This is a genomic window from Streptomyces massasporeus, assembly GCF_014648995.1.
GTDB lineage: Bacteria > Actinomycetota > Actinomycetes > Streptomycetales > Streptomycetaceae > Streptomyces > Streptomyces massasporeus.
Map to the genome: position 1 here is coordinate 97,407 of NZ_BMSE01000016.1, position 14,751 is coordinate 112,157.

General features: G+C 70.9%; 12 protein-coding genes and 1 pseudogene. 7 read left to right on the top strand and 6 right to left on the bottom strand.

Annotation, left to right across the window (positions count from 1 at the left end):
• Window positions 1–277: 277 nt before the first annotated feature.
• From IE153_RS29530 to IE153_RS29555, 6 genes are all read left to right on the top strand, one after another.
• Window positions 278–2,401 carry a DNA gyrase/topoisomerase IV subunit B gene (locus IE153_RS29530; protein ID WP_189592836.1) on the top strand — a complete coding sequence of 708 codons (2,124 nt, stop codon included), beginning with the start codon at window positions 278–280 and terminating at the stop codon, window positions 2,399–2,401.
• 385 nt (window positions 2,402–2,786) lie between these two features.
• Entirely contained in the window at window positions 2,787–3,311 is a 525-nt protein-coding gene (locus IE153_RS29535; RefSeq protein WP_189592837.1) for a DUF1453 domain-containing protein, read from the top strand.
• Complete coding sequence (locus tag IE153_RS29540) at window positions 3,308–4,459, top strand: sensor histidine kinase (RefSeq protein ID WP_189592838.1); 1,152 nt, start codon at window positions 3,308–3,310, stop codon at window positions 4,457–4,459. The genes IE153_RS29535 and IE153_RS29540 overlap by 4 nt, the downstream gene beginning before the upstream one ends.
• Window positions 4,456–5,139, top strand: coding sequence for a response regulator transcription factor (locus IE153_RS29545; protein WP_189592839.1), 684 nt, complete (start codon window positions 4,456–4,458; stop codon window positions 5,137–5,139). Before IE153_RS29540 ends, IE153_RS29545 begins: the two co-directional genes overlap by 4 nt.
• A 68-nt stretch (window positions 5,140–5,207) precedes the next feature.
• Window positions 5,208–5,768, top strand: coding sequence for a DUF485 domain-containing protein (locus IE153_RS29550; protein ID WP_189592840.1), 561 nt, complete (start codon window positions 5,208–5,210; stop codon window positions 5,766–5,768).
• The gene (locus IE153_RS29555; RefSeq protein WP_189592841.1) at window positions 5,765–7,357 is read left to right on the top strand and encodes a monocarboxylic acid transporter; all 1,593 of its coding nucleotides are present in this window, start codon (window positions 5,765–5,767) and stop codon (window positions 7,355–7,357) included. Before IE153_RS29550 ends, IE153_RS29555 begins: the two co-directional genes overlap by 4 nt.
• Window positions 7,358–7,429: 72 nt before the next feature.
• On the opposite strand, the gene IE153_RS29560 is transcribed toward IE153_RS29555, so the two are convergent.
• From IE153_RS29560 to IE153_RS29575, 4 genes are all read right to left on the bottom strand, one after another.
• Entirely contained in the window at window positions 7,430–8,110 is a 681-nt protein-coding gene (locus IE153_RS29560) for a response regulator (RefSeq protein ID WP_189592913.1), read from the bottom strand.
• Window positions 8,110–9,783, bottom strand: coding sequence for a sensor histidine kinase (locus IE153_RS29565; RefSeq protein ID WP_189592842.1), 1,674 nt, complete (start codon window positions 9,781–9,783; stop codon window positions 8,110–8,112). Before IE153_RS29565 ends, IE153_RS29560 begins: the two co-directional genes overlap by 1 nt.
• A 144-nt stretch (window positions 9,784–9,927) precedes the next feature.
• A complete protein-coding gene (locus IE153_RS29570; protein WP_189592843.1) occupies window positions 9,928–10,872 on the bottom strand; it encodes a ferredoxin family protein in 945 nt (314 codons plus the stop codon).
• 53 nt (window positions 10,873–10,925) lie between these two features.
• Window positions 10,926–12,239, bottom strand: a complete 1,314-nt coding sequence (locus IE153_RS29575) for a citrate synthase (RefSeq protein ID WP_189592844.1) — start codon at window positions 12,237–12,239, stop codon at window positions 10,926–10,928.
• A gap of 110 nt (window positions 12,240–12,349) precedes the next feature.
• Between IE153_RS29575 and IE153_RS29580 the strand changes: the two genes are divergently transcribed.
• Window positions 12,350–13,510 (top strand): citrate synthase/methylcitrate synthase, encoded by a 1,161-nt coding sequence (locus IE153_RS29580; protein WP_189592845.1) that lies wholly within the window; start codon window positions 12,350–12,352, stop codon window positions 13,508–13,510.
• Window positions 13,511–13,679: 169 nt separating this feature from the next.
• On the opposite strand, the gene IE153_RS29585 is transcribed toward IE153_RS29580, so the two are convergent.
• Window positions 13,680–13,841, bottom strand: coding sequence for a hypothetical protein (locus IE153_RS29585; RefSeq protein ID WP_189592846.1), 162 nt, complete (start codon window positions 13,839–13,841; stop codon window positions 13,680–13,682).
• A gap of 185 nt (window positions 13,842–14,026) precedes the next feature.
• Window positions 14,027–14,600: pseudogene (locus IE153_RS42615) on the bottom strand (DUF6082 family protein).
• Window positions 14,601–14,751 lie beyond the last annotated feature (151 nt).

Sequence of the window (14,751 nt, forward strand, 5' to 3'; positions counted from 1 at the left end):
GCTTCGCGTTGTATCGGTGGTCGGTCCTCCCGGCTGGGTTGCCGGTTGTTCATGAGGACGTGCCCGGAGCCTAAATGGTTCATGCCTGGAAGGGAACGTGATGTGTACTTCACTCCATCGAGGGATCGAACACGCATGCGAGTGTGGACTAGTGTGAGTTTCCGACGAGGGTGGCGTTACAACGGCTCTACCAGGCCTCGGTACCCTCTCACCGGTGACTGAAGCCGCGCCCTTACCCATGAGGGCCCCATCTGAAATTCAGCGAGGAGCGAACCGCGTGACCGCCGAAACGTCCGTGCCGTCCACAGCTCTGCTGGCAGGAGCAGACCGGGACGGTTCCAACTACACCGCGCGGCACCTGCTCGTCCTCGAGGGGCTCGAGGCCGTACGCAAGCGCCCGGGTATGTACATCGGGTCGACCGACAGCCGTGGCTTGATGCACTGCGTCTGGGAGATCATCGACAACTCCGTCGACGAGGCCCTGGGCGGGTACTGCGACCACATCGAGGTGATCCTCCAGGACGACGGCTCGGTCGAGGTCCGGGACAACGGCCGGGGCATCCCGATCGACGTCGAGCCCAAGACCGGCCTGTCCGGTGTCGAGGTCGTCATGACCAAGCTTCACGCCGGCGGCAAGTTCGGAGGTGGCTCCTACGCCGCCTCCGGCGGTCTGCACGGCGTCGGCGCCTCCGTGGTGAACGCACTGTCCGCCCGGTTGGACGTGGAGGTGGACCGCGCTGGCCACACGCACGCGATCAGCTTCCGGCGCGGTGTCCCCGGCGCCTTCGCGGGGAACGGCGCGGAGGCCAAGTTCGAGGCCAAGAGCGGGCTGCGCAAGGCCAAGAAGATCCCGAAGACCCGCACCGGCACGCGCGTGCGGTACTGGGCCGACCGCCAGATCTTCCTCAAGGACGCCAAGCTCAACCTGGAGACGCTGCATCAGCGCGCCCGCCAGACCGCGTTCCTGGTACCCGGTCTGACCATCGTCGTGCGCGACGAATACGGGCTCGGCGAGGGCGGCAGCAAGGGCGAGGAGTCCTTCCGCTTCGACGGCGGAATCAGCGAGTTCTGCGAGTACCTGGCCAACGACAAGCCGGTCTGCGACGTCCTCCGCTTCTCCGGACAGGGCACCTTCAAGGAGACCGTCCCGGTTCTGGACGAGCACGGCCAGATGACCCCCACCCAGGTCACCCGTGAGCTCGATGTCGACGTGGCGATGCGCTGGGGCACGGGGTACGACACGACCCTGAAGTCGTTCGTGAACATCATCGCCACGCCCAAGGGCGGCACCCATGTCGCCGGCTTCGAGCAGGCCGTGGCCGCCACGATGAACGAGGTGCTCCGCGCCAAGAAGCTGCTGCGCGTCGCCGAGAACGACATCGTCAAGGACGACGCGCTGGAGGGTCTGACGGCGGTCGTGACCGTGCGTCTGGCCGAGCCGCAGTTCGAGGGGCAGACCAAGGAGGTCCTCGGGACCTCTGCGGCCCGCCGGATCGTGAACACGGTGATCTCCAGGGAATTCAAGGCGTTCCTGACGTCCACGAAGCGGGACGCCGCCCAGCAGGCCCGTGTCGTGATGGAGAAGGCTGTCGCCGCGGCCCGTACGCGCATCGCCGCCCGGCAGCACAAGGACGCGCAGCGGCGCAAGACGGCCCTGGAGTCCTCCTCGCTGCCCGCCAAGCTGGCCGACTGCCGCAGCGACGACGTCGACCGCAGCGAGCTGTTCATCGTCGAGGGTGACTCCGCGCTCGGCACGGCGAAGCTCGCCCGGAACTCCGAGTTCCAGGCGTTGCTGCCGATCCGCGGCAAGATCCTCAACGTCCAGAAGTCGTCCGTGACGGACATGCTGAAGAACGTCGAGTGCGGCGCGATCATCCAGGTCATAGGAGCCGGTTCGGGCCGGACCTTCGATATCGACACCGCCCGCTACGGCAAGATCATCATGATGACCGACGCCGACGTCGACGGCTCGCACATCCGCACCCTGCTTCTGACGCTGTTCCACCGCTACATGCGGCCCATGGTCGAGGCCGGCCGGGTCTTCGCGGCGGTGCCGCCGCTGCACCGCATCGAGATCATCCAGCCGAAGAAGGGCCAGGACAAGTACGTCTACACGTACTCGGACCGCGAACTGCGCGACAAGCTCATGGAGTTCCAGAGCAAGGGCATCCGCTACAAGGACTCGATCCAGCGCTACAAGGGCCTCGGCGAGATGGACGCCGACCAGCTGGCCGAGACGACGATGGACCCGCGTCACCGCACCCTGCGCCGCATCAACCTCTCCGACCTGGAGTCCGCCGAGCAGGTCTTCGACCTGCTGATGGGCAACGACGTGGCGCCGCGCAAGGAGTTCATCTCCAACTCGGCGGCGACGCTGGACCGGTCGCGGATCGACGCGTAGCCGCGGCACCGGGCTGTTTTGCTGGGCGCGGCCGGGGGGCCGGGACCCGGGTCGCTGTCACGTACGGTCAGAGGCTCGAGACCCGGCCGGTGTCGTGTACGGCCGGGAGTTCGGGACCTGGTCGCTGCCGCGTACGGCCAGGTACGGCCGGGGTTCCGGAACCCCGGCCCGTGCCGCAGCGGTCCGGCATGCCTGGGGCGCCTGAACACCCGCACCTTCCCGGCCGCGTCCAGGCGTCTCTCCACCCTCGGGTGGATAGACGCACAGCCGAGGATCCACCCGTGATCCACCCCCGCTCCGATCCCGTGACCTGGCGATATCCGTAGCGTCGAAGGCGTCGGCAGCACCCGCTGCCGATACCCCCTTCTCGCTCACGGAGGCCGTGATGTCCGGGCTCGTCGACGCGTCGCTGATCGTGCTCGTTGCCGTCGTGGTGATAGCCCGGCAGTTCCGTGCGCGCCGGATCGACAGCGAGCGCCGCTGGTGGCTCCTGCCGGTGGTCCTGGTCGTCCTCGCGCTGCGCGAGCCCGGCCTGCTCGACGTCCACCACCACACGGTCTCGGCGCTCCTGCTCGGTGCCGAGCTGCTCATCGGCCTGGCCACGGGGGCCGGCTGGGCCTGGACCACTCGCATCTGGGCGGAGCCGGACGGCACGGTGTGGAGCAGGAGCAGCACGGCGAGCGTCGGCGTCTGGGCCGTCGGAATCGCCCTGCGCGCCGGTCTCTTCGCGCTCGGTGCAGCGGCGGGTGCGCACCAGGGCAGCTCCGCCCTGCTGCTGGGCCTCGCCGGCACCCTGCTCGTCCGGGCCGGAATTCTCGCCCGGCGCGGGCAGTCCCTGCGCCCCACAGTGACGTCGAGCGGGGCGTACGGTGACGGCACGGCCTGGTCCGTGGGGAGGGAGCGCGTGTGAGGGAGAACGTTTGGACGCGCTGGCCTTCCCGGGAGGCACTCAGCCGAGAGGGGCTCTCACGTTCCCGGTGCCTGCTGGCCTGGACGGTGCGGACGCTGGTCCTCGGGCTGCTTCTGTGGGGTGTCTTCTCCGACAGCCACGCGGGCGGCTGGAAGGCGGCGGCCTGCGCCGCGGGAGTTCTGCTGGCGGCCCTGCTCGCCTGGGCATTCTTCCGGACCACGCTCCGGCACCGGCTGTGGCCGTCGCTGGCCTCGCTCGCCCTGCTGCAGGTCATCGCTCTGGCAGCCCAGCTGTCCGGGTTCGGCGTCGCCGCCCTGGTCATGTGGTGCGGCTGCGCCGTCTCGGCGCTGGAACGGCTGCCGGCGGCGGTCGCCCTGAGCGCCGCTGGAACGGCACTCGGCGCGTACGGGGTCGTCCAGAACGACGACGTGCTGACGACGGTGGTCACCGGCATCGGCATCGCCCTGGCCGGCTACACGCTGCGCCTCGACGCCGAGGCCCGCGGCAGCGCACAGCGGCTCCTCGCCCAGGAGCGGGTGGCGCGTGCGGCCGAGGCGGAGACGGCGGCGCTCGCGGAACGGGCCCGTATAGCGCGGGAGATCCACGACGTGCTGGCGCACAGCCTCTCGGCCCAGCTCGTGCACCTGGAGGCGGCCCGGTTGCTGATCGAACGGGGAGGGGAACGGGAGCAGGTCCACGAACGCGTGGTCGCGGCACGGGAGATGGCGCGAGGCGGCCTCGCCGAGACCCGGCAGGCGCTCTCCGCCCTGCGCGGCGAGCTGACCCCGCTGGAAGACTTCCTGAACGAGCTGGTCAGCGCGGCCGGAGGCGCTGAGATCACCGTCACGGGTGAACGCAGGGCCTTGCCGACCGAGGCGTCCCAGGCCGTGCGCAGAGCGGCACAGGAGGCTCTGACGAACGTCCGCAAGCACGCCCCTGGCGCCAAGGTGCGCCTCAGGCTCGACTACCGTCCGCACGAAGTGACCCTGGATGTAAGGGACTCGGGGGGCTCGCCGGGCGAACTGACAGGGTCGGGCGCCGGGTACGGTCTGCTGGGCATGCGGGAGCGTGCCGAGTTGCTGGGCGGCTCCCTCGATGCCGGCCCGGGCGAGGAGGGGTTCGTGGTGACGCTGAAGGTGCCGGTATGACGCAGGAGGCCGAGCCGAGGTCCGCTCGGGTGGTGGTCGCCGACGATCAGACCGTGGTGCGGGAGGGCATCGTGATGCTGCTCGGTCTGCTGCCCGGGATCGAGGTCGTCGGAGCCGCGGGGGACGGGGAGGAGGCGGTGGCGCTCGTCGCCGGACTCGCCCCGGACGTGGTGCTGATGGACCTGCGCATGCCGCGCTGCGACGGTGTGGAGGCGACCCGCAGGATCCGCGCGGAGCACCCCGGGACGCAGGTCGTGGTGCTCACGACGTTCGCGGACGACGAGTCGCTGTTCCCGGCCCTGGAGGCGGGGGCCCGCGGCTATCTCACCAAGGACGCGGGCGGGGACGAGATCGTGCGAGCCGTGCACAGCGTGCTGTCGGGAGACGCGGGCCTCTCACCGGGCATCCAGAGGCGCCTGCTGGAGCGCCTCGCGCAGGCCGGGCTCGCACCGGCCGCGCCGTCTGAGCCACCGGACGGGCTCACCGCCCGGGAGATGGAGGTGCTGCTCCTCATCGCGGAAGGTCTCAGCAACCCGGAGATCGCCCGGAGGCTGCATGTCTCCACGGCGACCGTGAAGACCCACATCAACAATCTCTTCACCAAGACCGGGCTCAAGGACCGTGCGCAGGCGGTGCGTTACGCCTATGCGAAAGGAATCGTGCGGCCACCAGCGGGTTAGTCACCTGAAGGGGTGAAGATCGAGGGGAAGAAGAGTCGGGGATCTTCCCGTTCTGTCCATCCTTGGGCATGCAGCGAAGCAAGGGCCGTCCCCGTGGCGGCGGGGCCGGCCAGGAGAGTTGGGTCGAGCCTCTCGACGGTCATGACCCGGTCCCGGCCGAGGCGACCGGACAGCTCAGGTACGACGATCCCTGGTACGACGCCCTCGCCTCCGGGTGGGGCGAGTCGGCCGGTGACGGGGCGCAGGGTCCTGCGGTGGTTCCGTCGGCACGGACGGAGGGCGGGGCGGGGGCCGCGGCGGCCGACGTGTACCTCGAAGTGCAGCGCAGTGCGGCTTTCCAGGAGGTGCGGCGGCGGTACCGGAGGTTCGTGGTGCCGGCGTTCGTGGCCTTCTTCGCCTGGTACGTGGGTTACGTCGTGGCCGCCACGACCGTGCCGGATCTGATGGCACGGCCCGTGGCGGGAGCGGTGAACGTGGCGATGGCGGCGGGACTCGGGCAGTTTCTGTCCACGTTCCTCCTCACCTGGGCGTACGCACGGCACGCGCGGCTGCGCCGGGACAGGGCCGCGCTCGAACTGCGATGGGACACACAGGAACTGACGCGTGGCATGAACGGTGGTACGTCGTGACGGAGGAACACCAGACGCTGGCGCTGCTGCTCTTCAGCGCGTTCGTCGCGGTCACGCTGGGGATCACCACCTGGGTCAGCCGAAACCGGCGGGGCTCGGCGGAGGAGTTCTATGCGGGCGGGCGGCTGTTCTCCCCCATGGAGAATGGTTTTGCCATCGCGGGCGACTACATGTCGGCCGCCTCCTTCCTCGGAGTCACCGGGCTCATCGCCCTGTTCGGTTACGACGGGCTGCTGTATGTCGTCGGTTTTCTCGTGGCGTGGCTGGTGGTGCTGTTCCTGGTCGCCGAACTGGTTCGCAACTGCGGCCGGTTCACGATGGCCGACGTCGTGGCAGCGCGGATGAGGGAGCGACCGGTTCGCATCGCGGCGGGAACCTCCTCGGTCACGGTGTCCGTTCTGTATCTGGTGGCGCAGATGGTCGGCGCGGGCAGCCTGGTGGCGCTGCTGCTCGGGGGCACGAGCGACGCGGCGCGGGACTGGACCGTCATCGGTGTGGGCGCGCTCATGGTGATCTACGTGTCCCTGGGAGGGATGCGGGCGACCACGTGGATCCAGATCGTCAAGGCGGTTCTGCTGCTCGGCGGCACCATCGTGCTGACGGCGCTCGTCCTGGTGCGTTTCCACGGTGACGTGGACCGGTTGCTGCTCACGGCGGCGGAGCGCAGCGGGCACGGCGCGGCGTTTCTGGCGCCGGGGCTGAAGTACGGCGGGGACTGGACGGCCCGCTTCGACTTCATCAGTCTCGGGCTGGCCCTGGTGCTGGGTACGGCGGGGCTACCGCACATCCTGTCCCGCTTCTACACTGTGCCCACCGCGCGGGCCGCTCGCCGCTCGGTCGTCTGGGCCGTCGGGCTCATCGGCGGCTTCTACCTGATGACGATCGTGCTCGGGTTCGGTGCGGCCGCCATCCTGGGGCCGGACGCGGTGCGAGGGTCGAACGCGGCCGGGAACACGGCGGTTCCGCTGCTGGCGCTCGACCTGGGTGGTGGCGCGGGGTCCACCGGGGGGACGGTTCTCTTCGCGATCGTCGCCGCGGTCGCCTTCGCCACGATTCTCGCCGTGGTCGCCGGGATCACGCTCGCGTCCTCGGCGTCCGTGGCCCACGACCTGTACGCCTCCCTGCGGCGCCGGGGCGGGAAGCCGCGCAGCGAGGTGGCCGTGGCCCGTCTCGCGGCCGTCGGCGTCGGCGTGGTGGCGATCGCGCTCGGTCTGCTGGCGCGGGATCTCAACGTGGCGTTCCTGGTCGGCCTGGCCTTCGCCGTCGCCGCGTCCGCGAATCTGCCGGTACTGCTCTACTCCCTGTTCTGGCGCGGCTTCACCACCCGCGGCGCCGTGTGGGCGGTCTACGGCGGTCTGATTCCGGCCGTGGTGCTGGTGGTCCTGTCCCCGGTGGTCTCGGGAAGCCCCGACTCACTCTTTCCGGGCGTCGACCTCCATTACTTCCCGCTGCAGAACCCGGGCCTGGTCTCGATTCCCCTCGGCTTCCTCGCGGGCTGGCTGGGCACTGTCACCTCGACGGAGGTCCCGGACGAGGCCAAGCACGCGGAGACCGAAGTGCGTTCGCTGACGGGTGCCGGAGCGGCGTAGGGGCGGTGCCTTCGGTGTCATGGCAGGAGGGCGCCCGGCACCGGTTCGTGGAGGAACCGGCAGGCTGTCGCCCTAGCCGCGGGTCGCCCACACGTATCGGTGTTCCGGGCGGCCCGCGTCGCCGTACTTGAGGGTGAGTCTGGCCCGTCCCGTGCGTTCCAGGAGCTTCAGATAGCGCTGTGCGGTCTGACGGCTCACTCCGGTCCGCTCGGCGATCTCCTGGGCGGACAGGGGGCCGTCCGCGTTCATGAGGGACTGGCGGACCAGCTCGGCGGTGGTGGGGGAGTGCCCTTTGGGCAGGTCGGGTTCCGACGGTGCCGAGAGCGCCCCGAAGATGCGGTCCACCTCGGCCTGCTCGGCCTCTCCGCCGCCGTCGAGGGTGCGGCGCAGTTCGGCGTAGGCATCCAGCTTGGCCCGCAGGCCGGCGAAGGCGAACGGCTTGACCAGGTACTGCAGCGCGCCGTGCCGCATCGCCGCCTGCACGGTGGAGACGTCCCGGGCCGCGGTGACCATGATCACGTCGGTCTGATCGCCGCGCCGCCGCATCTCCTGGACGACCGCCAGCCCGGTCGCGTCCGGCAGGTAGTGGTCCAGGAGCACCAGGTCCAGCAGCGGCAGCGTCTCCAGCTGATGCAGTGCTTCCGCGGCGCTGTGGGCCACCCCCGCGACATGGAAGCCCGGTACCTTCTCGACGTAGGCGGCGTTGACCCGCGCGACCCTCATGTCGTCGTCCACGACCAGGACCTCGATCATCACGACTTCTCCTCGGTGGTCTGCGGAGCTGACGGCACGGTCAGGACGGTCGGCTCCGGGCCCGGCTCGGCCAGCGCCTCGGGCAGGACGACGGTGAACTCCGCGCCCCCGCCGTGCGCCTCTCCGACGGTCGCGCTGCCACCCTGCCGCTCCGCGAGCCTGCGCACCAGGGAGAGCCCGATACCCCGCTCGCGGTGAGCCGGCGGCTTCTTCGTAGACCATCCCGTGTTGAAGATCAACTCGCGGTGCTCCGGCGGGATCCCGGGCCCGGTGTCGCGCACCCTGAGGATCGCCGTACGCCCCTCCGCGCGCAGTTCGACCTCCACGCGCGCGTGCGGTGTGCCGGCGACGGCGTCCAGGGCGTTGTCGACCAGGTTCCCGACGACGGTGACGAGCCCCTGCGGGTCGACCAGCCGGTCGGGCAGCCGGGTCCGGTCCGACACCCACAGGGCGACGCCCCGTTCGGCCGCGACGGTCGCCTTGCCGACCAGCAGGGCGGCGAGGAGCGGGTCCTCGATCCGCTCCGTGACCTGTTCCGCGGTGGCCCGGTGGTCACCGACCACCTCGCCGACGAACTCGACGGCGTCGTCGTACATCTCCAGTTCGAGCAGTCCCAGAAGCGTGTGCATACGGTTGGCGTGCTCGTGGTCCTGGGCGCGCAGGGCGTCGATCAGACCATGCGTCGAGTCCAGTTCGCGGCCCAGCTGCTCCAGCTCGGTGCGGTCGCGCAGGGTGGCCACGGCGCCGCCGTCGTCGGTGGGCATGCGGTTGGCGACCAGCACCCGCTGCCCGCGCACGGTGAGCAGATCCGTCCCGGTCACGCGTCCGGCCAGTACATCGGCCGTACGGCCCGCGCCGAGCGCCTCGTCGGGGGAGCGGCCCACCACCGTCTCCCCGATGCCCAGCAGGCGCTGTGCCTCGTCGTTCACGAGGCGGATGCGGCCGGTGCGGTCCAGGGCGACGACGCCCTCCCGAATACCGTGCAGCATCGCCTCGCGTTCGGACAGCAGCGCCGCGATGTCCGAGAAGGCCAGGTCCCTGGTCTGCCGCTGGACCCGCCGGGAGATGAGCCACGCGGCCAGCGCGCCCACGGCCAGGGCGCCGCCGGCGTACGCGAGCAGGCCCGGGATCGCGTGGATCAGGCGGGCCCGGACGCTGTCGTAGGCGATGCCGACGGAGACCGCGCCGACGACGGTGCCGTCGCTGTCGCGCAGCGGCACCTTGCCCCGGGCGGAGCGGCCCAGGGTGCCGCTGTCGATCTCCATGACCTCCTTGCCGGCCAAGGCCTGGCCGGGGTCGGTGGAGACGATGCCGCCGATCTGCTTCGGGTCCGTGTGCGACCAGCGCACGCCCCGCCAGTCCATCACCACGACGTACTCGGCCTTGGTGGCCTTCCGGATCCGCTCCGCCTCCCGCTGCACCGGACCGTTCGGCGACGGCGGCGTCTGCCTCACGTCCCGTGCGAGCTCCGGCTGCTGCGCGGTCGTCTGCGCGATCGCGAGAGCGCGGCGCATCGCCTGGTCGTCCAACTGGTTGCTGAGGGGCGCGAGGAACAACCCGGTCGCGAGCACCGCGACTCCCGCGGCGATCGCCACCTGCATCAGCAGCACCTGCGAGAACACCCGCCGGGGCAGGCCGAGGCGCAGGCGGCGTGCGGGGGGAGTGGGGCTCATACCCAAGACGGTACGTGCGGCCGGCTGCCTGCCCTAGACGGGTGTGGCGTGGATCTCCAGATCAATGTGTGCAGGGCCGGCAGCATCAATGCACGAGAGCCGACAGCGTCCATGCACGAGAGCCGACAGCGTCAATGCACCAAGTCAGCCTGCCAGCGCCGTCGCCATCCTCAGCTCGCGCACCGCCACCACGTCCATCCGCGCGGGCGACCCGAGGACGGACGCCCCGCAGCTCTCCGGGCGGGCCGGCAGCGCCGCACCCTGGGCCACGTCGACCTGCCAGCGGCGCCCGTCGGAGTGGGCGACGGTCACCTCCCAGCGCGGGGCCGAGCCGACCGTCCGGACGACGCTCAGCGCTTCCGCGGTGTATTCGCCCGTCCTGGTGCGCACGGCGAGCTCGGCCGCCTGACCGGGCCGTTCCCAGGCGGAGCTGCCCCGGCACCCCTCCACGACGATCCGCCCCTCCCGGGCTCCGTGCAGGACCTCCTTGAGGGAGTGTGCCTCGGCCCGGCCGTATGCGTATCCGTACGGCAGCACCAGCACCGTGGGGGAGAAGCGGTGACCACCCAGATGGGTGACCTCCCAGACGCCCTCGACCCCGGACGTCGCCAGCTCGGCCGCGAGGGGCCTGCCGAGGAGGGCGCAGCAGCGGTCGCGCTTGCCGTTGGTGCAGACGAGGGCGAGCGGGTCACCGGCGTGGGGCCGGCCATCGAGCAGCGCGTCGAACGTACGGTGGTCGCCCCGGCCGAGCGCGGCGAAGTCGAGGCCGAGCAGCTGTCCTGGGTCCGAGGTCGAGGCGCTGTGCAGCCACACGTTTCCCGGGACGACGTGCGCGACGTACACCCGGCGTGCGGTGGGCATGCGGCGGTCCGCGTGGCGCCCGGGGCGGCGGATGAGCGCGATCCGTACGCCCGTGTCCTTGGCGGCGGCCTCCAGGGCACGTCCCAGGGCGGGGTCCAGGTGGCTCGAAGTGAGCGCCTTGGCACCCCACGGACCGGGCTGTTCGATCAACAGCCAGGTCCTCGCGGTGGCCGCGGTTCCCGAAACGGGCTCGTCGAAGTCCCGGGAGACGCTTGAGCACGTACTCACAGAGGTGAGCCTAACCTGACTTCGGCCGCTGCGAATTCCGGCCCCGCCCCGCGCTACTCCGGCAGTGGCCGGGGAGGCCTCGGACCTGCGTAGAGACCGGTGGGGCGCATCCGCAGGGGGCGTTCGCCGTACTCCTCCAGGGCGTGGGCGATCCAGCCCGCCGTGCGGGCCACGGCGAAGATCGTCTCGCCCGCGGTCGGCGCCATGCCGGAGGACACCGTGAGCACGGCGAGCGCCAGGTCCACGTTGGCGTGCAGCGGGACGTGCCGGGCGGTGGTCTCGACGATGTCGCGGGCCGCGAGGAGGGCGGGCTCGGCGCGAGGGATCCGCTCCAGGTGGGCGAACAGGGCACGCGCGCGTGGGTCCTCGCCGGGGTAGAGCCGGTGGCCGAGGCCCGGGACGCGGCGGCCGGCGCGCAGTTCGTCCGCGATCACGGGTGCCGCGTCGCCCTGTTCGAGTACGTCCTGCAGCAGCCGGTGGGCGAGCCCGCTGGCCGCGCCGTGCAGCGGGCCCTCGATCACGCCCAGCCCGGCGGAGACCGCCGCGTAGGGGTGGGCACGGGCCGAGGCGGCGACGCGCACCGCGAGGGTGGAGGCGGCCAGGTCGTGGTCGACGAGGAGGGCGAGGGCGGCGTCCAGGGCGCGCAGGGACGCCTCGTCGGGGTCCTTGCGCATCGAGAGCCGGGTCCACAGGCGGTGGGCCATGGGGCCCTCGTCACGGCGGTCGTGTCCCCTCGGCGGCAGGGCGGCGACGAGCGTGGGGATGAGGGTGCGCGCGGTGCCGAGCACGGCGTCCTCGGACAGGTCGAACCGCAGCGGGTCGGCGGTCGCGGCGGCGACCGTCGCCACTCGCAGCAGGTCGGCGGGCGCGGCGTGTTCGGGCAGCGCCTCGACGGCGCGGCGGGCGACGGACACGAAGGCGGCGGGCGCGGTGAACGTGCTGCCCGGGAGCATCCGGCCCGTCCAGAGCCACTCGGCGACCTCCTCGTAGGTGTGCCGTGTGGCCAGGTCGACCGCGTCGACACCGCGGAAGAAGTAGCGGTCGCTCTCGATGAGCGTGAGGCGGGTGCGGACGGACAGCTCGCCACCGGAATCGCCCCCGCCGGAGCTGCCCGAGCCGGAGCTGCCCGAGCCGGAGCTGCCCGAGCCGGAGCCGCCGGAGCCGTCCCGCCTGTTGCGCCGGGCGAGCGCCTCGACCTCTCCGGCGTCGAAGGTGCTGCCCCGCCCGCCGCTCACCCGCCGGCTGGTGAGCTGGCCACGGCTCACGTACGCGTACACGGTCTCCGGCTTCACGCCGAGCAGCTCGGCGGCCTCCCTGGTGCTCAACCGCCGTTCCGCGTCCATGGGGGCGGGCTCTTGATCGCGCATGGGGGTCACCGTATCCGTCCACCGGTCCATTGACTGATGTATTGATTCAATCAATATTGACAGACATTGAGTCAATCATGGACAGTCAAATCAAGTCCAGGGAGGAAGTCATGTCCGTGAACAGGTCAGCAGCCACTCTTCTCGAAGTGCCTCGGGGGCTCGCCGGTGTCGTCGTCACCGACACCCGGATCGGTGACGTCCGCGGTCTGGAGGGCTTCTACCACTACCGGCAGTACTCGGCCGTCGACCTCGCGCGGACCCGCGGCTTCGAGGACGTCTGGCATCTCCTCGTCCACGGCGAACTGCCGGACGCGGCGCGGAGCGCGGCCTTCGCGACCGAGACCGCCGCGCTGCGTCGGCTGCCCGACGAGGTGCGAGCGGCGCTGCCGGCCATCGCCGCGGCCGGCGGGCGCTCCGGACCGCTCGCCGGGATGCGTACGGCCCTCTCGCTGCTGGGTGCGGCGAAGGGGTTCCGGCCCGTGTACGACATCGCCGCGGACCGGCGCCGGCAGGACACGATCGAGGCGGCCGCGGCGGTGCCCACGCTGCTCGCCGCGCTGCATCGGCTCGGCGATGGGCTGGAGCCGGTGGAGCCGCGCGAGGACCTGTCCTACGCGGCGAACTACCTGTACATGTTGACCGGTTCGGTGCCCACCGAGCCGCACGCGCGGGCGATCGAGCAGTATCTGATCTCCACCATTGATCACGGATTCAATGCATCAACGTTCACGGCCAGGGTCATCGCGTCGACGGGCGCGGACGTGGCGGCGTGCCTCGCCGGGGCGGTGGCGGCGCTGTCGGGGCCGCTCCACGGGGGTGCGCCCAGTCGCGCGCTGGACACCCTGGACGCGATCGGCACCCCGGACCGTATCGACCCCTGGGTACGTCAGCGGGTGCTCGCCGGTGAGCGCATCATGGGCTTCGGGCACGCGATCTACCGCACGGAGGATCCTCGCTCCCGCATGCTGCGCGAGGTCGCCCAGGGGTTCGGCGGGCCGCGGGTGGACTTCGCCGTCGAGGTGGAGCGTCACATCGAGGCGATCCTGGCGGAGCTGAAGCCCGGCCGGGAACTGCACACCAACGTCGAGTACTACGCGGGTGTGGTCATGGAACTCTGCGGCCTGCCGCGCGAGATGTTCACCCCGACCTTCGCCGCCGGGCGCGCGGTGGGCTGGAGCGCCAACATCCTTGAGCAGGCGGAGGACACGAAGATCATCAGGCCGGTGGCGCGGTACGTGGGGCCGGAGGCACCGGCGCCGTTGCCCGCCTGAGCGAGGGCGCCGCGGGAGCGCAGGCGGCCCGGCACCGGGAGGTGTCGGCCGCGGCCTCAGCGCGATGAGCGCCTGGTGGTGGCGGCACTCGCCCGCCCTCGCCGGATCTCACCAACGCCGATGTGATCAGGTCCCGCTGTCCCATGGCGCCACGTGATGCCGTATCCGTTCACCTTGAGGTGAACCATGCCGTGAACGCAGATCCGCCACAGGTCATCAGGATCGTCAACAACCGCACCGGCATGCTTTGGACCGTCATGCGGAATCCGCCGATGCGGATGTCCAGGGCCGGTGCCTGCTGATGCTTCTCATCTGTGCGGTCGCTCTTCATTTCGTGTTCCTCCACGAGGTCTTATGTGACCTATGCACGAGGCGGTGGGATGCGGCCCTGTGGGGCCGAGGCCTCGACAACCGGGCGGCGTGGAGCGGCGGTTCGGCGGTGATCGACCCGGTACGCGGGATACGCAGTAGTCAACCTTGTGGACACCTGGGGAAACGCGCCGGTTTATGGGTTCGTTACCGCCCAGCCGTGTGATCCGTTCCGGAGGGTGATCCGCGAGGTGTGGTGCTTACGGCCGGGGCGTGGAACCACTCGACCGGCGGGTCCCCGACCACCCACCACTCGTCGATGTCCGCATCCTCCAGCTGCACGAGCAGATCGTCGACCATGCGGCCCAGTCCGGCCTCGTCGGAGGTGTCGACGAGGGTCGCCCGGTGTGGGCGGGTGGCGTACCAGTACTCCCTGAAGAGGGGGTTCTGCAGCATGCTCCGGGCGAAGCCGAAGAACTCCTCTCTGGTCACGTTGCCCATGCGGTAGTAGCACAGGGCGTTGGTGTACAGCGCGTTGGCGAAGAGGAACTGGCGCTGCTTCCTCGGGGGACGGTCCGTCGTAGGCGTCGAGCACCTCGGCCAGTTCCGGATCGTCCATCGCCTTGCTCAGCAACTCCCAGTGCAGACGCTGCTGGTGAGCGAAGTTGGTCCGGCGCTGCGACTGCGCGGCCTCCTCCAGGTGCTCGATCCGGGCGCGCAACGCGTGGAACGCGGGCCACTGCAGGGCCAGGGCGACGGCGGCACCCGCCGCCAGGCCCATCCCTGCCGAGGCGGTGGCCCTCAGCCCTCGGAACCCAATTTCTGTGTGGCCATGTCAACCCCCGGTTCAGGCGGCGTCCGCCGGTCGTCGGGGTGCGGGTCGACTGGAGGGGACCGGCGAGCGGTGGGCGGCGCTTGCCGTCTCCCAGAGT